This window comes from Azotobacter chroococcum, from assembly GCF_004339665.1.
Lineage (GTDB): Bacteria > Pseudomonadota > Gammaproteobacteria > Pseudomonadales > Pseudomonadaceae > Azotobacter > Azotobacter chroococcum.
The window spans coordinates 126353-150505 of sequence record NZ_SMMU01000007.1; the positions used below are offsets into that span (position 1 = coordinate 126353).

The window sequence follows — 24153 nt, forward strand, 5'->3', positions numbered from 1 at the left end:
TCTGGCGGCGCTCACCCGGCCTGATTCAGGGCCAGGGCGGCGGCCAGCACGGCATCGACGTGGCCCGGGACCTTGATGCCGCGCCATTCCTGGCGCAGCACGCCATTCCTGTCGATCAGGAAAGTGCTGCGGTCGATGCCCAGGTATTCCTTGCCATAGAGCTTCTTCAGCTTGATCACCTCGAACAGCTGGCACAGCTGCTCGTCCTTGTCGGAGATCAGTTCGAAAGGGAGGGCCTGCTTGCTCTTGAAGTTCTCGTGGGATTTCAGCCCGTCGCGGGAGACGCCGAAGACCAGCGTATTGGCCGCCTGGAATTCGTCATGGCGATCGCGAAAGCCCTGGCTTTCCGTGGTACAGCCCGGAGTGCTGTCCTTGGGATAGAAGTACAGCACCACCTGTCGGCCCCTGAGTTCGGCGAGCGAAACCAGCCGGCCACTGGTTGCCTGGGCCTGGAAGTCGGGGACGGACTGCTCGAGGGCGACGGGCATGAGGACTCCTTAGGGGTTCTGGGGGCGCCAGGGCTCGATCAGTGCATCGAGGTTCAGGGCATCGGCGAAATCGAGGAACTGGTCGCGCAGCCAGCTGATCTGGGTGCCGGCCGGCAGGGTGACGGTCAGGGTGGCGTTGAGCATGGTGCCGCCGGTCTGCGGTGCCTGGTAGGTGTCGCAGGTAAGGTTTTCCAGTTCGACGCGGTGGTCGATGAAGAACTGGCAGAGCTCGGCGAGAATGTCCGGGCGATAGGCTGCGCTGACATAGGCGACATAGGGCAGCGCCTGGGGTCGATTGTCCAGGGGCAGGCTGCGGGTCAGGTTGTAGGTGAAGTCGTGGCGCTTGGCCAGAGTCGGCAGGCCGGTTTCCATGCGCGCCAGTCCGTCCCAGCTGCCGGCCACCTGCACGACCAGGGCGCAGACTTCTCCATGGCGAGTCAGGCGGGTGCTGACAACCGAGCAGCGGCTTTCCTGGCTGGCACGGCACAGCACGTTGGTCAGCTCCATGGGGGCGCTGCCGAGAACGCTGATGACGAGGAACTGTTCGCGAGCGGGAGGGGTGGACATGCAGCTTTCCTAAACGATGGACCGTCGTCGCAAGAGGCGCCGAGCAAAGCCGGAAGGGTAACGAAAAGCGGCGCCGAGGGGAATGCTTGGCCTTTGTGGTCAACTTGTACAAGGCAGATGGCGACAGTACCATTACGACTCATTTTTCCGGCAGGAGTGGTTGCATGATTGCGGGCAGCATGGTGGCTCTGGTCACCCCCATGGATGCGCAGGGCGGTCTGGACTGGGACGGCCTGGGCAAGCTCGTGGACTTCCACCTGCAAGAGGGTACCAACGCCATCGTCGCGGTCGGTACCACGGGCGAATCCGCGACTCTGGACGTCGCCGAGCATGTCGAAGTCATCCGTCGCGTGGTCGATCAGGTCAACGGCAGGATCCCGGTGATTGCCGGTACCGGTGCCAATTGTACCCGCGAGGCGATCGAGCTGACGGCGAACGCCAAGAGTGTTGGCGCCGATGCCTGCCTGCTGGTGACCCCCTACTACAACAAGCCGACCCAGGAAGGCCTGTATCAGCACTTTCGCACCATCGCCGAAGCCGTGGCGATTCCGCAGATCCTCTACAACGTGCCCGGACGCACCGTCTGCGACATGTTGCCGGAAACCGTGGAACGTCTTTCCAAGGTGCCGAACATCATCGGCATCAAGGAAGCGACCGGCAACCTGGAGCGTGGCCGCGAAGTGTTGGCGCGTGTGGCCAAGGACTTCCTCGTCTATTCGGGCGATGATCCCACCGCCGTCGAACTCATCCTGATGGGCGGCAAGGGCAATATCTCGGTGACTGCCAACGTCGTTCCGCGCGCCATGAGCGACCTCTGTGCCGCGGCCATGCGTGGCGAGGCGGCTATCGCCCGGGCGATGAACGAGCGTCTGATGCCGCTGCACAAGGCGCTGTTCCTGGAGTCCAACCCGATTCCCGTGAAATGGGCGCTGCACGAGATGGGCCTGATTCCCGAGGGCATTCGCCTGCCGCTGACCTGGCTGAGCTCCAGTTGCCATGAACCGCTGCGCCAGGCTCTTCGCCTGGTCGGCGCCTTGGCTTGATCATCAGGAAGCATTGCGCATGAAGCGACTGGCCGGGATTTCCGCCCTTGCCGTGATCTTTTCCTCCGTCAGCGGTTGTGGCTGGCTGTGGGGGGAGGAGGGGTACTTCCGCGACCGTGGCAGCGACTATCTCGATGCGCGCCAGACTGCTCCGATGCAGTTGCCGCCGAATGTCGAGATCCGTCGCCTCGACCCCTTGCTGCAGGTACCGCTGAACGTGGCCGACTCGCAGCGTGGCAGCGATTTCGATGTGCCGCGTCCGCAGGCGTTGCGGAGCACGCAGGAGGCCAGCGAATTCAGCCTGCAGCAGAGTGGCGACTCGCGTTGGGTCGTGGCCCAGCGGGCGCCGGCGGAGATCTGGCCGATGCTTCGGCAGTTTTTCGAGGACAATGGTTTTCGGATTGCCGAGGAGCGTCTGCAGGTCGGCGAGTTCATCACGGCCTGGCAACCGCTCGATGCGCTGTCCGCACCCATGGCGCGGCGCCTGTCTGGTCGCGCTTCCGAGCAGGCGTCGAGTGGCGAGATCCGGGTGCGTGTGCGTGTCGAGCCAGGAGTCCAGCGCAACTCCAGCGAAATTTTCGTGAGCAGCGCATTGCGTCCGTCCGGCAGCGCTTCCCTGGGCGGGGCGGCTGGTCGCGGCGATGCCGGCCTGGATGCCGCGCTGCTGGACGAGATGACTGCCAGCCTGGCGAGCAGCGCCGAGCGGGGTGGTTCGGTTTCGTTGCTGGCGGCCCGCGACTTCGATGCGCCGAGCCGTGTCAGTCTCTCCGAGGACGGCAATGGCAATCCCTTCCTGAGTCTGGATGCCGACTTCGACCGGGCCTGGTCGAGCGTCGGTCGCGCTTTGGAGATGGGCAATGTGCGGGTCGACGACATCAACCGCAGCCTTGGCGTGTACTACATCAATCTCGCCGAGAAGGCCGACAAGGACGAGAAGTCGGGCTTTTTCGGGCGCCTGCTCGGCAGGGGCGAGGATCCGGAGGACGTGGAGGCGCGCGCCGAACGCTATCAGGTGCGCCTGACTCGCGTCGCGGAGGGTGTCCAGGTCACGGTGGAAAAGGATATGAATACCTTTGCTCCGGAAGAGGTGGCACGCCGGGTACTGAGCCTGCTTCAGGAACACCTTGGTTGAATGGCTGCCCGGTGGGTCGCTCCTGCGACCCCTCCTTCGGCAATGGCACGAATCGATGGGCGAAACCTCTCCGGTTTCGCCTGTTTCGTTTGATAAAGGCGGAAAGACGCGATGAGCACAACTACCACCCTGAGTCTGAAGAAGATCTATTCGGGCAAAGTCCGCGATCTCTATGAAGTCGACGCCAAGCGCATGCTGATGGTGGCCAGCGATCGGTTGTCGGCCTTCGATGTGATCCTCGCCGAGCCGATTCCGGACAAAGGCAAGATTCTCACCGCCATCTCCAATTTCTGGTTCGACAAGCTGGCCGGCGTGGTGCCGAACCATTTCACCGGCGATCGGGTCGAGGATGTGGTTCCGGCCGCCGAGCTGCCGCTGGTCGAAGGGCGGGCCGTGGTCGTCAAGCGCCTCAAGCCGGTGGCGGTGGAGGCCATCGTGCGTGGCTACATTGCCGGTTCCGGCTGGAAGGAATACCAGAAGAGCGGTACCGTCTGCGGCATCTCGTTGCCGGTCGGGCTGAGGGAGGCGGCCAAGCTGCCACAGCCGATCTTCACGCCCTCGACCAAGGCGGCAGTGGGCGATCATGACGAAAACATCACCTTCGTGCAGTGCGAAGCCATCATCGGCAAGGAGCTGGCGGCAAAGGTGCGCGACACCGCCATCGCCCTGTACAGCGCCGCCGTCGAATACGCCGCTACCCGGGGCATCATCATCGCCGATACCAAGTTCGAGTTCGGCCTGGACGAGGATGGCACTCTGACCCTCATGGATGAAGTGCTGACTCCGGACTCCAGTCGCTTCTGGCCAGCCGACAGCTATGTGGAGGGGCAGAATCCGCCGAGCTTCGACAAGCAGTTCGTGCGCGACTGGCTGGAGTCCACCGGCTGGAACAAGCAGCCGCCGGCACCGGCATTGCCGCTCGAAGTGGCCCAGAAAACTGCCGACAAGTACCGCGAGGCATTGACTCGGTTGGCCTGCTGAGAAAAAGGGCTGCCGCTTTGTCGCGGTATTTTGCCGGAGTGAGCCAATTCCCTGAAAGCACACAAAAAATTCCGTATGGGGGTTCGCCAAAGACATTCAAGCTGGTATCATGCGCGCCGCCCAGGGGAGATGCCGGAGTGGTCGAACGGGACGGATTCGAAATCCGTTGTATCCGCGAGGGTACCTAGGGTTCAAATCCCTATCTCCCCGCCATACTCAAAAGCCTTGCAGTTTTCGAACTGCAAGGCTTTTTTATGGTGCGCAGAATTCCCCCGCTCTCTATTCAATTCGAGCGGGCTATGGCGAACCTCAACTGACTCTCGGTCAATGGGCTTGGGCTTCAGTCCGGGCAATCAGACAATCTTTCCCGCGCTGCCAGTGGCAGGCCGTCCGGTGGCCCTCGGAAGGTCAAGAGGTCTGCTGGTTCACTCGCTGACCTGCCGGACATCAAGCACGGCCCAGACTTCAAGTCCTTTCTTGCGCACGGCTTTTTCCGCTTCGAGTTTTGCTTCCAGGGTGCTGAGCGAGCGAGACTTGTATTCGAACCGGAAGGCTGGGCCTCCGCTCAGTTTGCGCACACTCAGCTCTACCAGGATATAGCTGGAGGGGTGCTTGCGTTTCTCCGCGGCGGGTTTTGTTGGTGCAAGACCCAATGCTTCGCGCATTTCGGCTTCGGTAATTTGCTGTGAGTTCAATGGGCTTACCCGTCAATTCTGAACATTGAGCATGGAAAAGTTACCCTTATGGATGTAAGTGCTCATCCCTTGAATGGGGGCACAAGTTATATTCATAGGGCAACGGAGCTTCAACAACGCGTGTTTTCGTTATTTTAGACTGTTGTCGGCATGGGGAGCCGTTTCATACATGTCGGCCTGGCTGGATTTCATCATAAAAACGAAATCTGTTTCGTAACAGGATGGCACTTACTGAAGAGTCCTTCATATTGTATACGAATCACGATTCAGGGGTAGTTGTTGCCATTCCCTCATCTTTTCAAGGGGTAACTTTGCCATTATGGGGGATGGCCGGCTTGGCAGGGGTTGGATGGAGAAGGCCCGAACAGCAGCGGGTATTGTCATGCGCCAGTGTTGCGGCTCGACGGCCGCCTGCCTCATTCGATATCCCGGCCCGCCGGGCTTCTCCAAGCCTGCTATTTTCGTGGCTCTTCCGTCGCCTCACCGGCTGTCGCCGAACGCCTTCCGTCGGCTGGGCAGCAGCCAGCCGGCGCTGACTCCCTGAGACTTGCTGTCGTCACGCCTTCGGTTTGCGCCAGACGCTGGCGAGCCAGGGCTGCTGGTCGCGCGGCAGGCCGGCAGGGCGGTAGTAGTGCTCGAGTTCGACGAAGCCGGCTGCGCTCAGGTGGCGGCGCCAGGCATCTAGGTCGTGATAGCTGCCATAGCGGTTGCCATTCCAGCCTTCCTCGTTGTGGCCGCGGGGGTTGGAGCTGAACAGCACGCCACCGGGCCGGAGTGCGGCGTACAGCTTGCCGAGCACCTTCGGCAATTCCTGGGCGGGAACATGGAACAGCGAGGCGTTGGCGAAGATGCCGTCGAAGCGTTCGGCCGGTAGCTCGAGCTGTAGGAAGTCCTGCTGCCAGACCTCGCAGCCCGAGTCGGCACGGGCCATTTCGACGAAGCGGGGACAGCCGTCCAGCCCGACGGGCTGGTGGCCGAGGGCGCGGAGGGTCTTGAGATCACGTCCCGGGCCGCAACCGAAGTCGAGGATGGCGAAGGGCGGTGGCGCCTCGATGTGGCGCAGCAGGGCGGCGATGTTCTGGCTCACGTCGTGGTCGCGAGTACCCTCGCGGAAGGCTTCGGCGGATGCCGCATAGTGCTGCAGGGTAGTTGCCGTGATCTGCTCGAGGTCGCCGGCCTCGAGTACCGGCGGGGCTTCGCTGGGGGGATTCATTTGCGTATCCACTTGCCGTTGAGCTGGATGTACTGGCCACTCGGAGTCTTCTCCAAGGCCTTCTGCCCGGCGATGGCTTCCACGTCGCCTAGTTGGATGCCGTTTTCCCTGGCCAGGCGCTGGTATTCGGCGCGTCGCGCCTGGTTGATCAGGCGGGCGATCTCCTCGGCCTGAGCGCTGGCGCTGACCACGCCGAGGTAGCCGTTGGGCATCTCGCCCAACTGGCCGCGGGTCTTGGCGCCAGAGAGGGCACCCATCGCCTCGTTGAGGTTCATCGCCAAGGCCGGCAGGGCAAGGCCCAGGGCGATCAGCAGGATTGCGATGCGTGTGCAGATTTTCATGGGGGGTCCTCAGAACAGGCCGCTATCCTTGTCAATGATGTCGTCCAGCTCCTTGTCCACCTTGACGTAGATTTCGTGCTGGATTTTCACATTGAGGTTGATGTTGATCGGCTCGTCGGGGACGGCCAGCTGTACCGTTGGTGTACAGGCGGCGACCAGCAAGCCCAGCAGCGGAACGGCGAGCAGGTGGTGCGGGCGCATGAGTCTCTCCAGTCAGGGGGCGTCGGAGTTCTTTCGCAGGCTTTGCTGCACGCGTCGGCGAATGCTTTCGCTGACGCGGTCGGTGAGCTGCAGACTGGTCAGCAGGGCCGGAATATCCTCTTCCAGGTTGATGTTGAAATGGATCGGCCGGCCCTTTTCCATGCTGGGATTGCGCCCTTCGAGGCGCAGGGCCATGCGCAGCTTGCCCTGTTCATCATAACCGAGGTCGCTGGACAGCCGGGTGAAGTGGAAGTTCTCCAGCGCTTCAGCCACCAGTTGCATGGCCGGATTGGCACGGCCTAGGGCGCGGATCTTTTCGGAGCGGAACTGCAGCACGCCGGGGCCCCGATTGGCCAGGCGGCCCTGCTCGATGCGTACGCCGGGCGGTCCGATGACCAGCGGCAGGCGTCCGTCCAGGCGGCCCTGTCCGGCCAGTCCCTCGGCTGGGTAGAGGCGGAACAGCTCGCCGAGCTGCAGGCCTTCGAGTTGCACGGTGAGGGCTGTCTGAGCCGTCGACAATTCCCGGCTGGTGGGTGCCAGCCAGGCACGCCCGCCGAGCAGGGCGAGCTCTGCCTGCTGCCAGACGAGCTGGCCGTGCAGCGGTTGCGTCAGACTTGTCGAATACTGGCCGTGCAGGCGCAGCGGGCCGAGCGGGAGGCCTGGGTTGAGACGTGCCACTTCCAGCCCGGCCAGCTGCAGCTCCAGGCGTGGCCCGTGCAGTTGTGCCAGCAGGCGGCCGCTCAGGCCGCTCAGCTCGCTGCGGTCGTAGATGCCAGCAAGGCCCTTGGGTTGTAGCTCCAGCTCGGCCCGCAGCGACATGCCGGGACGCAGCCGCAGGTGGGCGTTACCCTGTAGACGGCCCTGGTCCAGTTCGAGTCGTGTGGGCCAATCGAGCAGCGTCGCGGCCAGGGGATTGCCGGCGCGCAGGAAGATTTCCACCAGGCGGGCATCCAGGGTCAGTTCGCCATTGCTTGTACGCTGCAACTGCAGGTCCATGCCCAGTCCCTGCTTGCCCCGCAGCATGCCGCTGAGCTGCTGGCGCTCGCCTCTGGCGTCGAGGCGGCCCTGCCAGTCCCAGCCCTGGGTCTGCAGCCGGGGGTGCTTCAGGCGCGATGTCTGCAGGTGTAGCGGGCCGCTCAACTGCTGGGCATGCAGCGCTCCATCGACGTGTTCGGCGCTGAGGCGCAGGCCGGCCAGCTCGCCCTGCAGTTCTTCTAGGCGCAGCTCGGCCAGGGCCAATTGCCCGAGGCTGAAGCGCGAGCCCTTGCTCAGGGTCAGCTGCAGGCGTTGGTGATCGAGCTGGCCAGCCAGCAGCAGGCGGGCGTTCAGCCGTTTCAGGTGGCTATCGGAAAACTGCAGGTGCGCTGCCTTGAGCTTGATCTCGAGGGTCTTCAGCTCGGCACGCCAGTCGGGCAGCCGAGGCGTGATGTTCAGCTCGCCTTGCAGTGAAGCCCGCAGCGGACCCTGGCTGCGCAGCTGCAGGGCCAGTGGCAGGCGTGGCATGTCGTTCGACGCCTTGCTGGAGCGGACGGCGAGGGGCGTGATCCGCAACTGCATTGCCTCGGGACGCAGGGGCTCGGGAAGCCTCTCCAGCCAGGCGCCCTGTGGCTGGCTCAGGCGGAGATCGGCCTGCAGCTGGCGCGGCAGCCAGTCTCCTGTGTTGCCAGCCAGGTCCAGGGCGAGATCGCCCTGCAGCAGGCCGACCCCGGGCAGCGGCCAGGGCTCGGGCAGTTGGGCGCGGAGACGGACCTCGCCCTGCGCCGCCTTGCGTAGCCGCTGCAGCTCCAGCGGACCCTGTGGCCAGCGGAGCTGCCAGTCGGCCTCCAGCTGCATGGCCTGGGGGGCTGCGGCGTTCGGCGGCAAGGCGCCCAGCCACTGCCCGAGCCAGTCTCGCAGCCAGGGGGCCTCGGGCAGACCCGGTATGGCCAGCTCGCCCTGCCAGGCCTGTTCCGTGCCTTCGCTGCTCAAGGTGGTGGAAAGCCGGGCGCGCAGCTGCTCGTTGAGCAGCAGGCGAGCCTGCAGTGCCAGTTCCTGGAGGTCGGGGCGCCCCTCGAGATCGGCGTGCAGTGCCAGGCGCTGTCCCTGGTGCTGCAGTCGCAGCTCGAGGCTGGCCGGCAACAGGCGGGCGCCGGCATGGCGTGCCTGCAGTGAGCCCTGCAGGAGACAGCGTCCAGTGGCGCAGGGCAGCGTGACGTTGAAGGCATCGATCGTCAGGGCCCGGGGGAGGGCGGCCAGGTCGTGCAGCCTCTGGGGATCGGCCGCGGACGAGTCGCCGGTGGAGGGCGGGGGCTGCCAGTCCAGTTCCAGATGGGCGATGCGCAGCTGCGACAGCTGCCAGCCCTGATCGTCGTGCACGGGCCAGTCGAGTGCCAGGCGCTCGGCGACGATCTGCAGGCGGCCGCCATCGCCCCGTCGCTGCTCCAGGTGCAGGTGCTGCAGGACGAGACCGCTGAAGGTGACGCGCAAGCCTTGCCAGGCGAGCCGCTCGATGCCCTGGGTGTACAGAAACTGCTGCCAGCAATGGTGGCCGTAGGTCAGGACGGCGATCAGGACGGCACCGACCAAAACGATACGTCCGGCGCTGCGCCATCCTGGATGGCGAGCCGTCATCCGCGGGCTCCTTTGCACGCCTGGTTTCGGCCGAGGATGGCTCTCCGCCAGAGCAAGATCAAGGCGCGCGTTTGTGTCCAATCGATGAAAGATGCCGGCAAGGTTCCTCCGGCTCGGCCCGGATCATCTTGTTCATGAGCTTCATGAGTGCATCTAACTAAGTGAAAATCAAGAAGTTTTCCTGGCGAAAAAAGCATCAGTTCGAGTCGAGCCCAGAAGGCATCAACCCTTGGAAAAGATGAGAGAATGTTGTCCACTGTGTTATCCACAGCTTCTGTGGATTTCCCTTGTGAGGCCTGCAGAACTTCTTCGTCATACTTTGGCAAGTCTTTACTCGGCAGCAAAAAGGAGTACAGTGCGCGCCTTCTCAAAATAGCCTGCTGTTCGCCATGAGAATTCGTGTCCAGTCCTCTTCGCCTGCCAGTGTCCAGATGCGTCTGCCGGTAAGGGTGGCATCCTGGCTGCTGGACAGTCCGGGTATCGGCAAGACCCATAGTGCCAAGCGTTTCGCCGGACATCTGCTCAAGCAGCCGGCGCGCCAGGGCGTGGTGGCTGCCCAGAGCCGTCTTGGTCGGCTGCTCTGTCGCGACTGCCGCACTCCCCGCGATCGTCGCTTTGGCCTCGAGCTGTTGCGCCAGGCTGCACGCGCTGGCGATATTCAGGCGCAGCTGGAGCTCGGCCGTCATTGCTGCGAAGCGGGGCCGCTGGAAGTGCAGCAGGGGCGCTACTGGCTGGAGCAGGCGGCCGCCCAAGGTTCGGAGGAGGCACTGCGATTGCTTGGCAGCCTCGTCGCGCCCTCCTGAGGGTTCGGCTCGGAGGATCGCCAGCCTGCCGCAGAGCCAGTTACTCCATGCCCAGCGAGGTTTCCGGCGATCTGCCCAATCGGCTGCTCGGTGAGCGCCAGAGGGCTGCCGGCTGGTGCGGCCCATGGCCGGCCAGTACTGGCCAGTTTCCTCACTGCAGCCAGAGCGTTGCCAGTCCGGCGAGCAGGCCGGCAGCGATCACCGGCAGGCTGAGCAGGGCCAGTCGGGGGCCGCCGACCATGGCGATCAGTCCTCCCTTGACCAGACTGTTGCTCATGGCGGCGAGGAAGATGCCCTGTATTGCCACCCGATTATCCAGCTCGCCCAGGGCGTTGCGGGCCAGCGACAGGGTGATTGCATCCACGTCGGCCAGTCCGGCCAGCAGCGCCACCAGATAGACTCCGGCATCGCCCAGCCAGTAACGGCCCGCCTCCACCAGGAAGAGGATCAGCACCAGCAGCGCGGCGAAGCGCAGCGCCGGTCCCAGTTCGAAGGGATTCTGCAACGGCGGCTCGCCGTCGGTGGCCGACTCTCGTCTGGATCCGTAGTAATGAAAGAGGGCGCCCCCGGCATAGACCAAGGTGGTGACGCCCATCGGCCAGAGCAGGCTGCCGAGCAGGGCTGGGTTGATCACGCCGACCTCCAGCAGCACCCGCGGGAACATCAGCGCCGAGGTGGCCAGCAGGCCGCAGGCGAGCAGGCGGTGCAGTTGCACCTCCCGGTGCAGACGGGACAGGGTCAGGGTCATCGCGGTGGAGGACACCATCCCGCCGAGCAGGGAGGTGAGCAGCAGTCCGTGGCGGGTACCGACCAGGCGGATCGCTATATAGGCAGCGAAGCCGATGGCGGCGATCAGTACCACCATCCACCAGGTTTCGTAGGGGTTGAACGCCTGCCAGGGCCCATAGCCCCGGTTCGGCAGCACTGGTAGCAGCACTACGGAAATGAACAGCAGCTTCAGCATGCCGGACAGTTCCTGGGCAGTCAGCCGGCGCAGGGTGGTATGCAGGGCTTCCTTGAGGCTGAGCAGCAGGGCTACCACCACCGCGCCGGCGGCGGCCAGCGCCTGGTGCTCTTCGGTCTGCGCCAGGCTGCCGAGCAGGAAGGTCAGCAGCATGGCGATTTCGCTGGTCATGCCTTGGTCGCCGGTGTTGCGCAGGTCGCCGAGGTAGCCGGCCACCAGCAGCAGGCCGAACACCAGCAACAGGACGATCCAGGCGGCCATGCCCAGTTGCTCGCCGAACAGCGCCGCCATGCCGCCGAGCAGGCCGGTCAGGCCGAAGGTGCGAATGCCGGCGGCCAGGTGCGAATCGTCGATGTCGCGGGCGCTCCAGCCGCGTTCGGTGCCGATCAGCAGACCGACGGCCAGGGCGACGGCCAGGTCGAGGAGGACATCGAGGTTGCTGGGCATGTCGGTGCTACTCGCGGAGGGGTGGGCGTGCGGTCCAGCGCTTGAGCGGGGTGTCGGCCGCCTCCGTTCAGCGCAGGGCTAGGTGGCGGCTGAGCAGAGCGCGCAGCGCTGCCGGCTTGACCGGCTTGCCCAGGTAGTCAAGACCGGTGGCATGGATCTTGGCCACGGTTTCGGGGCGCGCGTCGGCGCTGATCACCACGCCGGGCAGCGGCTTGCCGAGGCGGGTGCGCAGCCAGGCCACCAGCTCGGTGCCGGTTTCGCCCTGGTCGAGGTGATAGTCCACCAGCGCTACCTGCGGGCGCAGCTCGCCCTCCAGCAGCTGCTCGCACTCCAGGCGATTGCGCGCAGTCCACACCTGGCAGCCCCAGCGCGAGAGCAGGCTGTGCATGGCGGTGAGGATGCTGTCCTCGTTGTCCACGCAGAGGACCTGAGCGCCGGCCAGGGTGTGGGCATTGAGCGGCAGCGTGCCGTCGGACTTGGCTGTGACGGCAGGGGCGACGCTGCGGGCCAGCGGGACGGTGACGCTGAACACGCTGCCCTTGCCGAGCCAGGAGCGCACTTCCAGCCGATGGTTGAGTACCCGGCAAAGGCCGTCGGCGATCGCCAGGCCGAGACCGAGGCCTTTTTCCGCACGGGTCTGGTGGCTGTCCAGGCGTTTGAACTCCTCGAAGATCTCCTGGCGCTTGTCTTCCGGGATGCCCGGGCCGCGGTCCCAGACCTCCAGGCGCAGCTGGTCGCCCTGGCGGCGCACGCCCAGCAGCACATGACCCTTGGCGTAGCGGAAGGCGTTGGTGAGGAAGTTCTGCAGCACCCGGCGCAGCAGTTTCATGTCGCTGTTGATGCGCAGGCGGCTGCTGCGCAGGTGGAAGTCGATGCCCTGTTCCTGGGCCAGTGCCTTGAATTCGGTGCCGAGGGTGTCGAACAGGTCGGCGATGGGGAAGTTGGTGCGCTCCGTGGTGATGCGCCCGCTTTCCAGGCGGGAGACGTCCAGCAGGTCGGTGATCAGGTCCTCGGCCGAGCGCAGCGAGCAGTCCAGGTGCCGCACCAGCTTCTGTGCCTCGGGCGGCAGGACGGGGTCCTGATGGGCGAGGGACGCGGCGAACAGGCGCGCAGCATTCAGCGGCTGCATCAGGTCGTGGCTGACCGCGGCGAGGAAGCGGGTCTTCGACTGGTTGGCCGATTCGGCATGGGCCTTGGCCTCGACCAGCGCCTGGTTCAGCTTGGAGAGTTCCTGGGTCCGCTCGGCCACGCGTTGCTCAAGGCCTTCGTTGGCCTCCTTGAGAGCACGCTCGGCTTCACGGAACTCGGTGATGTCGGTGAAGCTGGTGACGAAGCCGCCGCCAGGCATGGGATTGCCGATCAGCTCGATGACCCGGCCGTTGGGGAACAGCCGTTCGAAGGTGTGCGGCGTACCCAGGCGCATCCAGTACAGCCGTTTGCTGACATGTTCCTCCACATCGCCCGAACCGAGCAGGCCGCGTTCGGCGTTGTAGCGGATCAGGTCGGCGATCGGCCGGCCGACGTAGATCAGGCCTTCCGGATAGTCGAACAGCTCCAGGTAGCGGCGGTTCCACGCCACCAGGCGCAGGGAGCCGTCGATCACGCTGATGCCCTGGGTGATGTTCTCGATGGCGCCCTGCAGCAGGGCGCGATTGAACTGCAGCACCTCGGAGGCCTCGTCGACGATGCGCACCACATCCTCGACTTGCATTTCCCGCCCTTCGATGGCCGCCTTGACCACCGCTCGGGTCGATGAGGCGCCAAGCACCCCGGCGAGCAGGCGCTCGGTGTGATCGATCCACTCGCTGGTCGCCGCCTGGTTGGGATTGAACTCCTTGCCCTGGCGCTGGGCGAAGCGCTCGAACTTCCGGCGCGCATGCTCCTCGCCGACGAAGCGCGCGGCGAGTTCGAGCAGATCCTGCACCTGCACCGCGAGTAGGGACCGGCCGCCGGAGCGCCGGTTGATTTCCTGGCCGACGAAGCGGCTGGCCTGCCAGTGCTCGGAAACGCGGGTACGCGAGAGCATGGAGACGATAGCGAAGACTGCCCAGTTGCCGGCCAGCGAGATCAGCATTCCCAAGGTAATCGAAGTGATCGGCAGGCCCAGCGGTCGGCTCGCCAGCCACTCGAGGCCGGGGAGTTCGCGCAGTGGCCAGCCCATGCGCTGGGCGATCAGCGGCAGGACCAGGGTATAGCTCCACAGCAGCGCGCCGGTGGCGAGCCCGGCGAATACGCCGCGGCGGTTGGCCTGCTTCCAGTACAGCGCGCCGAGCATGGCCGGTGTCAACTGGGAGATCGCGGCGAAGGCGAGCTGGCCGATGGTCGCCAGGCTGGTGGTAGGGCCAAGCAGGCGATAGATGACATAGGCCAGCAGCAGGATGCCGACGATGCTGGCCCTGCGCACGCTGAGCATCCAGTGACGGAAGGCTTCGAAGGGGCGCTCGGTGCTTTTGCGGCGCAGCAGCCAGGGCAGCATGATGTCGTTGGAGAGCATGGTGGAGAGTGCCACGCTGGCAACGATGACCATGCCGGTGGCGGCCGAGGCGCCGCCGATGAAGGCCAGCAGCGCCAGTGCCGGGTGGTGCTCGGCCAGGGGCAGGCTGATCACGAAGGTGTCGGGAATGATTCCGGCCGGCAGGCGCAGCTGACCGGCCAGGGCGATGGGGATCACGAACAGGGCGGCGAGCACCAGGTACAGCGGAAACACCCAGCGTGCCAGGCGCAGGTCGTGTGGCTCGGTGTTTTCCACTACGGTCACATGGAACTGTCGCGGCAGGCAAACGATTGCCATCATTGCTACGCCGGTCTGCACCAGCAGCGCCGGCCAGTTCGTCCCCTTGTCCCAGAATTCCGCCAGCTGCGGGGCGGACTTGGCCTCCTCGAGCAGATGGTCGAATCCGTCGTACAGGCCGTAGGTGACGAAGGCGCCCACCGCGAGGAAGGCGAACAGCTTGACCAGCGATTCGAAGGCGATGGCCAGCATCATGCCGCGATGGTGTTCGGTAACGTCCAGGGTGCGGGTGCCGAACAGGATGGTGAACAGTGCCAGGCACAGGGTTACCACCAGCGCCGTGTCCTGGGCGCGGGTGCCGGTGCTGTCCGGTCCGGCACCGATCAGCAGGTTGACGCCGAGCACGATGCCTTTCAGCTGCAGGGCGATGTAGGGGAGCACGCTGACCATGCAGATGAGGGTGACCACCACTGCCAGCGGTTGCGACTTTCCATAGCGCGCGGCAATGAAGTCGGCGATGGAGGTGATGTTTTCCTGCTTGCTGATCATCACCATTTTCTGCAGCATCCACGGCGCGAAGAGCAGCAGCAGTACCGGACCGAGGTAGATCGGCAGGAAGTCCCAGAGCTGTTCGGTGGCCTGGCCGACCGCACCGAAAAAGGTCCAGCTGGTGCAGTACACGGCCAGCGAGAGGCTGTAGACCCAGGCGCGCATGCGCGGCGGCAGGGGCGCGTTGCGGCGGTCCCCGTAGAAGGCAATGGCGAAGAGTGTGGCCATGTAGGCCAGGGCGGCCAGGGTGATCACCCCGATGGACAACGACATGTTAGCTCCAAACAAAGCGGTAGCTCCCGGGACGACTTGACTACAAGTGTGGCTCGCCGAGCATTTTCGGCAATGGCGAAAAATCGTCCGGGAGTTGAGAGTCTTGCAGCAAAACGCCCCGTGATCCGCGGTTTGCGACCAAGGTAGCAAGCGACCTGCTGTCGCTTGCGGGGATCTGTCGCACCTCGTGGATCCGCACCAGTCGGCATCTGTCCGCAGGGCTGCCTGGGTCTCTGGTAAGACTACGCCGTCTGCGATTCATTTCAGGAGTTCGGCGAAGATGAGCTCCCATTCGCATTGGCGCTATTGTGCAAGTGGTCGATCCTGCAGCTGTATCCGGAGCGTCACGAGCCGATGGGGACAGCGCCTCGGGGGAATAGGGTCCACCCTGGCCATCCTTGGCGGTACCATCGGTGCCGGACTGCGAGGGCCCGGTGGCTCTACGGACGCTTGGTCCGGACTGGCTTTCGCCCGTTCTGGACAATCTTCCAGCCTCGGCTGCTGGAGCGGCTGCGCGCCGTGTCACGTTCGCGGCTCGGCAACCTGCTGGTTCTTCGGCGCGACCTGGCTGACGCAGACCCCGGTGCTTTCTCGAGGGCAATTCCTGGGCTGGCTGTTGGGTCAGGAGCGCCGGCGGACGGCCGGCGCCGGCCGGTAGGGGTCAGATGCCCTGGGGGATCTCTTCCCCGCCGAGGGCCTCGAACAGCGCCGGGAGGAACTCGGCGAAGGTCATCATCATCAGGGTGAAGCTGGCATCCAACTGGGCGAGGGCGTCGTCGCCACCATCCTGCTCGGCCTGCTCCTGCAGCAGATCCTCGAAACGCAGGCGCTTGATCGCCAGCTTGTCGTCGAGGACGAAGGACAGCTTGTCCTGCCAGGCCAGCGCCAACTGGGTGACCAGCTTGCCGGTGCTCAGGTGCAACTGGATCTCCTCGCCGGTCAGATCCTGACGCTTGCAGCGGACCACGCCGCCATCCTCGTGGGTATCGCGCAGCTCGCACTCGTCGAGCACATGGAAGTCCGCGGCGGCCTGCTGGGCCTTGACCCAGTTGGTGAGGGTGGCGCTCGGTGCGGTCTTCACGCCCAGCGGCCGCACCGGCAGCGAGCCGATGGCCTCACGCAGGGTGGAGAGCAGGTCCTCGGCTTTCTTGGCGCTGGAGGTATCGACCAGAATCAGCCCCTGTTTGGGCATGATCGCCGCGAAGGTGGTGGCGCGGCGAATGAAGGCGCGCGGCAGGAAGGTCTGGACGATGTCCTCCTTGATCCGGTCACGCTCCTTCTTGTAGACCTTGCGCATCTGCTCGGCCTCGATTTCCTCGACCTTTTCCTGAAGCGCGTCGCGCACCACGCTGCCGGGCAGGATGCGCTCCTCCTTGCGTGCCGCGATCAGCAGAAAGTCCTGGCTGGCGTGGACCAGGGGCGCATCCTCGCCCTTGCCGAAGGGGGCGGCGAAACCGTAGGTCGCCAGTTCCTGGCTGGCGCAGGGGCGGGCTGGCTTGGCTGCCAGCGCCTCTTCCAGCGTTTCGGCGGCGAAGGGGACATCCTGGGTGAGACGATAGACGAGCAGGTTGCGGAACCACATGGGGCTGGCGATCTCCGTTGCGCAAAGCACGCATTATTCTCTCCCCGAACCGGGGGGCCAACCCTAACCCTTTGGAACATCTGAAAATTTTTTTTCATCGAGGGGTTGCCAAGGTGAAATCGGCTCTCTAGAATGCGCCCCACTTCGAGAGTGAAGGGTGATTAGCTCAGCTGGGAGAGCATCTGCCTTACAAGCAGAGGGTCGGCGGTTCGATCCCGTCATCACCCACCATCGAGGTTATGCGCAGCGGTAGTTCAGTCGGTTAGAATACCGGCCTGTCACGCCGGGGGTCGCGGGTTCGAGTCCCGTCCGCTGCGCCACATTAAATCGCCATGCTGGACAGAGCTTGGCGAAACGAAGATGGCGGCCATTTGGCCGCCTTTTTCGTTTTGCAGACCGCCTGGACCGGGTCATTCAGATGGTCTCGGGCGTCCTGCCAGCTCCCTTCGAAAACCTGAACTTATCGCTGTTGCCGGGCTCCTATCTCCATAGCCAGTGGTCGCGGCCGCCTGTTAAGCTTTCGCCTTCACTGATAGCCCTATGGCGAACGAACAAGGAAACAGCATGAGACAACATCGGTTGGCCGCTGCGATGGCCTTGGTGGGTCTGGTTCTTTCGGGTTGCGATTCGCAAACCAATGTGGAACTCAAGACTCCCGCACAGAAGGCCTCCTACGGTATCGGCCTGAACATGGGCAAGAGTCTGGCCCAGGAGGGCATGGATGATCTGGACTCGAAGGCGGTGGCCCAGGGTATCGAGGATGCGATTGGCAAGAAGGAACAGCGCCTGAGCGACGAGGAGCTGATCGAGGCCTTCGCTGCCCTGCAGAAACGGGCCGAGGAGCGCATGGCGGCTCTTGGCGAAGAGAATGCCAAGGCCGGCAAGAAGTTCCTCGAGGAGAACGCCAAGCGTCAGGGCGTGACCACCACGGCGTCCGGCCTGCAGTACGAGGTGCTGAAGAAGACCGAGGGCGCCCAGCCCAAGCCCAGCGATGTGGTGACTGTGCACTATGAGGGTCGTCTGACCGACGGCGTGGTGTTCGACAGCTCCATCGAGCGCGGAAGTCCCATCGACCTGCCGGTCAGCGGCGTTATCCCCGGCTGGGTCGAAGGCCTGCAACTGATGCATGTCGGCGAAAAGTTCAAGCTGTACATTCCCAGTGAGCTGGCCTATGGCGAGCAGAGCCCCAGCCCTTCAATCCCGGCCAATTCGGTGCTGGTGTTCGAACTGGAACTGCTGGGCATCAAGGATCAGCCGACCGAGCAGGAAGCTGAGCCCGAACCCGAAGCAGGGCAGGCTGAAGCCCAGGGCGAGTGAGTCGGGAACGCCTCAAGACAACGCCCCGCTTCGTGTGGGGCGTTTTCATTTCTGCAAGAGAGTCATGCTGCTGAGTTTTATACGCATTGTCGTTATTTGCCGCCTTTCGTTGATATCGCTTCTGTCTATTTACGACGAACCCTCAACTTTCTGATTCAAATTGGTTTTTTCATGAGTTGGAAAATGTCCGATTTGTTGTCGAGGCGCATGCTGCGGAATTTTGCCAAGCTGTTATAGCCTTTGCCCACATCGTTGCCGACAGACTTTGTGGGTAAGTCGGGAAATCGCACCTTGCGGAGTGACGATCATGAAAACACCCTGGTTTTTCTTTCGATTTCTTCGTCTTGCCCGATCCTTGCTGGCTGACGGACGGCTGAGCGAGTTCCTGCTGGATGTGGCGCGCAAACGAGAGCGCAAGGGCCGATGGCTGGCTGGTATCCAAGAGGAGTTGCGCCTGCTGCAAATGCTCTGTCTGGCCTGGTGGCGTGGTGAATACCGGCAGATCAGTCAGCAGGCGTTGCTCGCAGCGGTCGCCGGGTTGCTGTATTTCCTGTCTCCGCTGGATGTGATTCCAGACTGGTTGCTCGGTCTGGGGTTTCTCGACGACATCGCGGTACTTGCTTGGGTGGTGCGCAGCTGGCGCGGTGAGTTGGAGGCTTTCCGTGCCTGGTTGGCTGCCCAGTCGCCACAGCGCCAGGTGGAACTGGAGCGGCTGCCGGCCGCAAGCCGTCCGGAAGGACGCTGATTCGCGCTGCTCTGTTCCTCGGTTGCAGAGGGCGTGAGCTCGGGTGGCAGGCAATTTGTCAACATTCGGATCGGATCGATGCACGAGAAGAAAAGTACCAACGTTCAAGTGATCATGCGCGATGGCGAAGCGGAGTATGCCGTGCTGCCCTGGGCCGACTACCAGGCCTTGCTGAGGGCTGCCGGGCAGGGTGGCGAGGTGCTTGAGAGGCCCGCGCCGCCTGCTGTGACTCCGATCCTTGCGGAATTGGTTGCCCTGCGCGAAGCTCAAAACATGTCGCAGGAGCAACTGGCCAGAGCCGTGGGCATCAGTCCGTCTTATCTGGGCATGATAGAGACGGGTGAGCGACAGCCGGATTCCGCGATCCGGCGTGCCTTGGCGCGGGTCTTGGGCATTGCGGAATGGGAGGAGGACTCTTGACCATTCGCATCAGTCGCCAGCACTGGCAGGCGCTGCTGGGCGAACTGGATGACGCGCGTCAGAGTCGGCATCTGCTGACCTATCGTGCGCTGATCGAGCGCCTGCAACTGCCGCCGCCAGCCATGCAGACGCTGGCTGCCGCACTGGAGCACCTGGCGGCCCTGGATGCGCGTGCCGAACGGCCACTGCGCAGCTCGCTGGTCATCAGTCAGGGGGCCAGCCGTCTGCCGCGTCCCGGCTTCTTCGACTGTGTAGCGCGACTGGGGCGTTTTTCGGGGGCTCCCGACGGTGTGGCGGCCGCGTCTTGGCATGCAGCGGAGGTGGTGCGGGTCTTCGAGTTCAGTTACGAGGAGCAATGAAGGGCATGGATAGGCTGTATGCCGTGTTATCGCTGGCTTCCGGCAGGTTTTGCCAGCAGTGAAAAACAACGGGGCCGCATGAGCGGCCCCGCTTTGTATCGGCCCGAGCGTATCAGTGTTTGGCGAGGGAAGCGCTGAGGCCCAGGTAGTCGAGCAGGATGCGTCCGGTTTCCGCCAGATAGGCATCGTCCTCAGGCTTCTTGCTCGTGTCGTCCGTCAGCGGCAGGGCGTTTTCGTCCTCTTCCTTCAGTTCGGTCAGGAGTTCCTCGCCCTTGGCCTTGCGTCGCTCGTTTTCGATGGCCAGTTGCCTGGACTCGATGGAGTCGCGTTGGGCGCGCCGCTTGCTCTCGTTCAGGCTGACGCTGGTTTCCTGCATCAGCTGTCGGCTCAGGTCGAGACGATGGCGGGTGAAGACGAAGTCGGGATCCTGCGCCGTGCGGTGGTCGTGACGAGCCTTGAGTTCGTTTAGATACGGCTTGAAGGGGTCGGCCTCCGGGCGAATCGCCGGGCGGATGCTGTCCCAGGGCATGGCTTCCGGCAGGGCGCTTTCGCCGATTTCCTTGGTGTCGACCTCGTCCGGATAGCTGATGTCCGGAATCACGCCCTGATGCTGGGTGCTCTGCCCGGAAACCCGGTAGAACTTGGCCAGGGTCAGCTTCAGTTCGCCGTGGTTGAGCGGCTGAATGGTCTGCACCGTGCCCTTCCCGAAGGTCTGGCCGCCGATGATCAGGGCGCGATGATAGTCCTGCATGGCACCGGCGAAGATCTCCGAAGCCGAGGCGGAAAGGCGGTTGACCAACACCGCCATCGGGCCGGTGTAGTAGGTGCCTTTGTTCTCATCGGCGAGTACGTCGACTCGGCCGTCGTTGTTGCGGACCAGCACGGTAGGCCCCTGTTCGATGAACAGCCCGGTCAGCTCGGTGGCTTCCTGCAGCGAGCCGCCACCGTTGTTGCGCAGGTCGATGACCACGCCGTCGACCTTTTCCGCCTTCAGTTCGCTGAGCAGGCGCTTCACGTCGCGGGTAGTGCTCTTGTAGTTGGGGTCGCCTGCGCGGAACGCCTTGAAGTCCAGGTAGAAGGCCGGGATTTCGATCACGCCGAGCTTGTAGGAGTGTCCTTCGTGGGGCAACTCGAGCACGGACTTCTTCGCGGCCTGTTCTTCCAGCTTGACCGCTTCGCGGGTGATGGCCACCACCTTGCTGGTTTCGTCGTTGGGAGCGTTGCTGGCCGGAATGATCTCCAGGCGCACCACCGAGCCCTTGGGGCCGCGGATCAGCTTGACCACCTCGTCCAGGCGCCAGCCGATCACGTCGACCATTTCGCCGTTGGCCTGGGCGACGCCGACGATCTTGTCCGCGGGCGCGAGCTGCTTGCTCTTCTCCGCCGGGCCGGCCGGTACCAGGCGAACCACCTTGACGTGCTCGTTGTCGCTTTGCAGCACTGCGCCGATGCCCTCGAGCGACAGGCTCATGTTGATGTCGAAGTTTTCCGCGTTGTCCGGCGACAGATAGTTGGTGTGCGGGTCGTAGGTCTGCGCGAAGGCATTGATGTAGGTCTGGAAAATGTCTTCGCTGCGGGTCTGCTCCAGGCGCGACAGCTGGTTGCGGTAGCGCTTGATGAGCAGTTCCTGAATCGCCTTCGGCTCCTTGCCGGCGATCTTCATGCGCAGCACCTCGTCCTTCAGGCGTTTGCGCCAGAGGTCGTCGAGGGCGGCCTTGTCCTTCGCCCAGGGGGCGTTCTCGCGGTCGATCAGCAGGTGCTCGTCGCGGGCGAAGTCGAAGCTGTCCACGCCCTTCTCGAGCAGGCTCAGGGTAAAGTGCAGGTGCTCCTCCAGACGGGTGAGGTGGCGCTTGTAGATGGTGAAGCCGGGCTGCAGGTCGCCGCCTTTCAGGAGGTCGTCGAACTGGGTGCGCCAACGGTCGAATTCGGCGATATCTGCCGCGGTGAAATAGCTGCGGGCCGGATCGAGCAGCTTGAGGTAGCTTTCATAGATCTTTTCCGAGCGCGCATCGTTGAGTGGCGGTTTGCTGTAGTGATGGCGCTTGAGCAGCTCCACCACGTTCAGGCTGGCGATCACCTGGTCACGGTCCGGTTGCAGGGCGTCCCAGTTGCCGGCGTCAGCAGTCTGGGCCAGCAGCGAAGCACTGAGGCCGAGGGTGAAGGCGAGGAGAGTGCTGGGGAGAAGGCGCTTCATGTCATTCGACTAGTGGGGGAGTGATAACGCATATTAGGCCGTCAGGCAGGGTCCCGGGTTCCTTTCTTGATGGAAGGGAGCAGGGCCTACGGCAAATTGACTCAGGGACCTACTATGGAGGCAGCATGAAGGCATTGCAAGGTATCGAGGGAAGTGTGGAGTGGGTCGAGCGGCCTGCGCTTTCCTGTGACGTGGGGCAAATCAGGATTCGTGTGGCGGCGGCCGGCCTGAACCGGGCCGATCTTCTGCAGCGTGCCGGGCTCTATCCGCCCCCGCCTGGCGCCAGCGACGTGCTCGGGCTGGAGTGCGCCGGCGTGGTCAGCGAGGTCGGGGCGGGCAGCCACTGGCAGGTTGGTGACCGGGTCTGTGCGCTGCTGGCCGGTGGCGGCATGGCCGAGGAGGTGGTGATCGACGGACGGCATGTCCTGCCGGTTCCGGAGGGACTGTCGCTGGTCGAGGCGGCGGTGTTGCCGGAGGTCTATGCCACCGCCTGGCTCAACCTGTTCAAGCTGGGTGCCCTCAAGGCGGGAGAGAAGGTGTTGATCCACGCCGGAGCCAGCGGGGTCGGCTCGGCGGGCATCCAGCTGTGCAAGGCATTCGGCAATCCCTGCTGGGTCAGCGTCGGCTCTCCCGAACGCCTGGCCTACTGCGAGTCGCTGGGCGCGCAGGGCGGTGTGCTGCGCACCCAGGATCTCGAGGGGCTGCGCGACTTCGCCCCCTTCGACGTGATCCTCGACCCCATCGGCGCGCGTTACGCGGCATTGGATCTGGACGTGCTGGCGCGCGACGGGCGCTGGGTGATCATCGGTCTGATGGGCGGGCGCGAGGCGCAGCTGGATCTGGCCAAGCTGCTGGGCAAGCGGGTACAGCTGATCGGTTCGACCCTGCGCAACCGCGACGATGCCTTCAAGGGCGAGCTGATCGACGAGCTGCGCCGGCAGGTCTGGCCGCTGTTCGCCGAGAAGCGCCTCGATCCGCGTCTGGAGCACAGCTTCGCCGCCAAGGATGTCGGCGCGGCGTTCGAGATGCTGGCCAGCAACACCGTGTCCGGCAAGGTGGCGCTGGTGATTGACGACAGTCTGGTTTGAGTCGGAGGGCGGCTGACCCTGCTCCGGGTGGTTGACCGCCGCTCCGCCCGGCCCTGCTCCCGGGAGGAGCAGGGAGAGGGCTGGAGCCGTCAGGGCAGTGCCGGACTCGAATAGAAGGCCGTCAGGACCTTCACCAGATGCGTCAGGTCATGGCTGCCGGCCAGCTCGCGAATGGAGTGCATGGCGAAGGTCGGCAGGCCGATGTCGACGGTGCGCACGCCGAGCCGGCTGGCGGTGATCGGGCCGATGGTCGAGCCGCAGCCCAGGTCGCTGCGCACCACGAAGCTCTGCACCGGAACCTCGACGTCGAAGCACAGGTGACGGAAGAAGCCGGCGGTTTCGCTGCTGGTGGCGTAGCGCTGGTTGCTGTTGACCTTGATCACCGGGCCGGCATTGAGCTTCGGACCATGGTTGGCGTCGTGGCGGTCGGCGTAGTTGGGATGCACGCCGTGGGCGTTGTCGGCGGAAACCAGCAGGGATTGCTGCATGATCCGCACGAAGGCATCGCCATCCGGCAGCAGGCGGCCGAGCACCTGTTCGAGGAAAGGGCCATCGGCGCCACAGGTAGAGCAGGAGCCGATCTCCTCGTGGTCGGTACAGACCAGCACGCAGTTTTCCGTGTCGCCGGCAGCGAGTAGGGCCTGCAGGCCGGCATGGCAGGACAGCAGGTTGTCGAGGCGGGCGCCGGCGATGAAGTCCTGGTTCAGGCCTATCAGCGCCGCGCCCTGGGTATCGTAGAAGCAGAGTTCGTAATCCAGCACCACGTCGGCGTTGATCTCGTGCTCGCGCTGCAGTTGCTCGGCCAGCAGGGCGCGGAAGTCGCCCCGTTCGTCGCCGGCGACCTGCGCGAGGATGGGCGGCAGTTCGTTCTGCGCGTTGATTGCCCAGCCCTGGTTGGCCTCGCGATTGAGGTGGATCGCCAGGTTGGGAATGATCGCGATCGGCTGCTTGAAGTCGATCAGCTGACTCTCGACGCGGCCGGCGCGGCGGAAGGTCACCCGGCCGGCCAGCGACAGATCGCGGTCGAACCATGGGGCGAGCAGGACACCGCCGTAGACCTCCACGCCAAGCTGCCAGAAGCCCTGGCGGCTCAGTTCCGGCTGCGGCTTGACGCGCAGGCAGGGGCTGTCGGTGTGGGCGCCGACCAGCCGCAGGCCGCCCTCCAGCGGCGAGCGTCGGCCGAGCTGGATGGCGATGATCGAGGAGTCGTTGCGGGTGACGTAGTAGCGTCCGCCGGGCTGGGCCGGCCAGGCTTCGCGCTCGTCCAGGCGCTGGTAGCCGGCGGATTCGAGGCGCTGGGCCAGGCTGGCGCAGGCGTGGAAGGGGGTGGGGGATGCCTTGAGGAAGTCGATCAGGCCCTGGTTGAGTTCTGTACGCATAGTGGACTCCGGACAGCGTTGCGGCGGAGTG

21 protein-coding genes and 3 tRNA genes are annotated in these 24153 nt (G+C 64.3%); 12 read left to right on the plus strand and 12 right to left on the minus strand.

The window, feature by feature from the left end:
- Nucleotides 1–11: 11 nt before the first annotated feature.
- Both EV691_RS08790 and EV691_RS08795 read right to left on the minus strand, forming a co-directional pair.
- Entirely contained in the window at nt 12–488 is a 477-nt protein-coding gene (locus EV691_RS08790; protein WP_131302207.1) for a peroxiredoxin, read from the minus strand.
- Nucleotides 489–497: 9 nt separating this feature from the next.
- The gene (locus EV691_RS08795) at nt 498–1055 is read right to left on the minus strand and encodes a glycine cleavage system transcriptional repressor (protein ID WP_039802906.1); all 558 of its coding nucleotides are present in this window, start codon (nt 1053–1055) and stop codon (nt 498–500) included.
- Nucleotides 1056–1219: 164 nt separating this feature from the next.
- Between EV691_RS08795 and dapA the strand changes: the two genes are divergently transcribed.
- From dapA to EV691_RS08815, 4 genes are all read left to right on the plus strand, one after another.
- A complete protein-coding gene (dapA, locus tag EV691_RS08800) occupies nt 1220–2098 on the plus strand; it encodes a 4-hydroxy-tetrahydrodipicolinate synthase (protein WP_131302205.1) in 879 nt (292 codons plus the stop codon).
- A gap of 19 nt (nt 2099–2117) precedes the next feature.
- Entirely contained in the window at nt 2118–3230 is a 1113-nt protein-coding gene (bamC, locus tag EV691_RS08805) for an outer membrane protein assembly factor BamC (RefSeq protein WP_131302202.1), read from the plus strand.
- A gap of 111 nt (nt 3231–3341) precedes the next feature.
- Nucleotides 3342–4211 carry a phosphoribosylaminoimidazolesuccinocarboxamide synthase gene (locus EV691_RS08810; protein WP_131302199.1) on the plus strand — a complete coding sequence of 290 codons (870 nt, stop codon included), beginning with the start codon at nt 3342–3344 and terminating at the stop codon, nt 4209–4211.
- A gap of 123 nt (nt 4212–4334) precedes the next feature.
- Nucleotides 4335–4424, plus strand: a tRNA-Ser gene (locus EV691_RS08815).
- 212 nt (nt 4425–4636) lie between these two features.
- Here the strand turns inward: EV691_RS08815 and EV691_RS08820 are convergent.
- The 5 genes from EV691_RS08820 to EV691_RS08840 all read right to left on the minus strand — a co-directional run bounded on the left by EV691_RS08820 (nt 4637) and on the right by EV691_RS08840 (nt 9271).
- Nucleotides 4637–4876, minus strand: a complete 240-nt coding sequence (locus EV691_RS08820) for a hypothetical protein (RefSeq protein ID WP_039802914.1) — start codon at nt 4874–4876, stop codon at nt 4637–4639.
- A gap of 586 nt (nt 4877–5462) precedes the next feature.
- Nucleotides 5463–6119, minus strand: a complete 657-nt coding sequence (locus EV691_RS08825) for a class I SAM-dependent DNA methyltransferase (RefSeq protein ID WP_131302196.1) — start codon at nt 6117–6119, stop codon at nt 5463–5465.
- Nucleotides 6116–6460 carry a YdbL family probable chaperone protein gene (locus EV691_RS08830; protein WP_131302192.1) on the minus strand — a complete coding sequence of 115 codons (345 nt, stop codon included), beginning with the start codon at nt 6458–6460 and terminating at the stop codon, nt 6116–6118. The genes EV691_RS08825 and EV691_RS08830 overlap by 4 nt, the downstream gene beginning before the upstream one ends.
- A 9-nt stretch (nt 6461–6469) precedes the next feature.
- Nucleotides 6470–6661, minus strand: coding sequence for a YnbE family lipoprotein (locus tag EV691_RS08835; RefSeq protein WP_039802920.1), 192 nt, complete (start codon nt 6659–6661; stop codon nt 6470–6472).
- 12 nt (nt 6662–6673) lie between these two features.
- A complete protein-coding gene (locus tag EV691_RS08840; RefSeq protein ID WP_131302189.1) occupies nt 6674–9271 on the minus strand; it encodes an intermembrane phospholipid transport YdbH family protein in 2598 nt (865 codons plus the stop codon).
- Nucleotides 9272–9702: 431 nt separating this feature from the next.
- Here EV691_RS08840 and EV691_RS08845 point away from each other — a divergent pair, with 431 nt between their 5' ends.
- Entirely contained in the window at nt 9703–10074 is a 372-nt protein-coding gene (locus EV691_RS08845; RefSeq protein ID WP_242672658.1) for a tetratricopeptide repeat protein, read from the plus strand.
- A gap of 151 nt (nt 10075–10225) precedes the next feature.
- Here EV691_RS08845 and EV691_RS08850 read toward each other — a convergent pair whose 3' ends face one another.
- The 3 genes from EV691_RS08850 to rdgC form a co-directional block, all read right to left on the minus strand.
- Nucleotides 10226–11485, minus strand: a complete 1260-nt coding sequence (locus EV691_RS08850; protein WP_131302186.1) for an MgtC/SapB family protein — start codon at nt 11483–11485, stop codon at nt 10226–10228.
- A 67-nt stretch (nt 11486–11552) separates the two neighbouring features.
- Nucleotides 11553–15038 carry a hybrid sensor histidine kinase/response regulator gene (locus tag EV691_RS08855; RefSeq protein WP_131302183.1) on the minus strand — a complete coding sequence of 1162 codons (3486 nt, stop codon included), beginning with the start codon at nt 15036–15038 and terminating at the stop codon, nt 11553–11555.
- A 661-nt stretch (nt 15039–15699) separates the two neighbouring features.
- Nucleotides 15700–16620, minus strand: coding sequence for a recombination-associated protein RdgC (rdgC, locus tag EV691_RS08860; protein WP_131302180.1), 921 nt, complete (start codon nt 16618–16620; stop codon nt 15700–15702).
- Between the two features lie 155 nt (nt 16621–16775).
- On the opposite strand from rdgC, the gene EV691_RS08865 reads away from it, so the two are divergent.
- From EV691_RS08865 to EV691_RS08890, 6 genes are all read left to right on the plus strand, one after another.
- A tRNA-Val gene (locus EV691_RS08865) sits at nt 16776–16851 on the plus strand.
- A gap of 12 nt (nt 16852–16863) precedes the next feature.
- Nucleotides 16864–16940, plus strand: a tRNA-Asp gene (locus EV691_RS08870).
- 244 nt (nt 16941–17184) lie between these two features.
- Nucleotides 17185–17937, plus strand: coding sequence for a BamJ family beta-barrel-assembly machinery protein (bamJ, locus tag EV691_RS08875; protein WP_131302177.1), 753 nt, complete (start codon nt 17185–17187; stop codon nt 17935–17937).
- A 307-nt stretch (nt 17938–18244) separates the two neighbouring features.
- Complete coding sequence (locus EV691_RS08880) at nt 18245–18682, plus strand: YkvA family protein (RefSeq protein ID WP_198866406.1); 438 nt, start codon at nt 18245–18247, stop codon at nt 18680–18682.
- A gap of 78 nt (nt 18683–18760) precedes the next feature.
- On the plus strand, nt 18761–19102 hold the full coding sequence (locus tag EV691_RS08885; protein WP_131302174.1) for a helix-turn-helix domain-containing protein: 342 nt from the start codon (nt 18761–18763) through the stop codon (nt 19100–19102).
- Complete coding sequence (locus EV691_RS08890; protein ID WP_131302171.1) at nt 19099–19461, plus strand: hypothetical protein; 363 nt, start codon at nt 19099–19101, stop codon at nt 19459–19461. The genes EV691_RS08885 and EV691_RS08890 overlap by 4 nt, the downstream gene beginning before the upstream one ends.
- Before the next feature lie 112 nt (nt 19462–19573).
- On the opposite strand, the gene EV691_RS08895 is transcribed toward EV691_RS08890, so the two are convergent.
- Nucleotides 19574–21655, minus strand: coding sequence for a carboxy terminal-processing peptidase (locus EV691_RS08895; protein WP_131302168.1), 2082 nt, complete (start codon nt 21653–21655; stop codon nt 19574–19576).
- Nucleotides 21656–21780: 125 nt separating this feature from the next.
- Here EV691_RS08895 and EV691_RS08900 point away from each other — a divergent pair, with 125 nt between their 5' ends.
- Complete coding sequence (locus EV691_RS08900) at nt 21781–22743, plus strand: zinc-binding dehydrogenase (protein ID WP_131254237.1); 963 nt, start codon at nt 21781–21783, stop codon at nt 22741–22743.
- 89 nt (nt 22744–22832) lie between these two features.
- On the opposite strand, the gene EV691_RS08905 is transcribed toward EV691_RS08900, so the two are convergent.
- On the minus strand, nt 22833–24122 hold the full coding sequence (locus EV691_RS08905) for a M18 family aminopeptidase (protein WP_089168721.1): 1290 nt from the start codon (nt 24120–24122) through the stop codon (nt 22833–22835).
- Between the last annotated feature and the right edge of the window lie 31 nt (nt 24123–24153).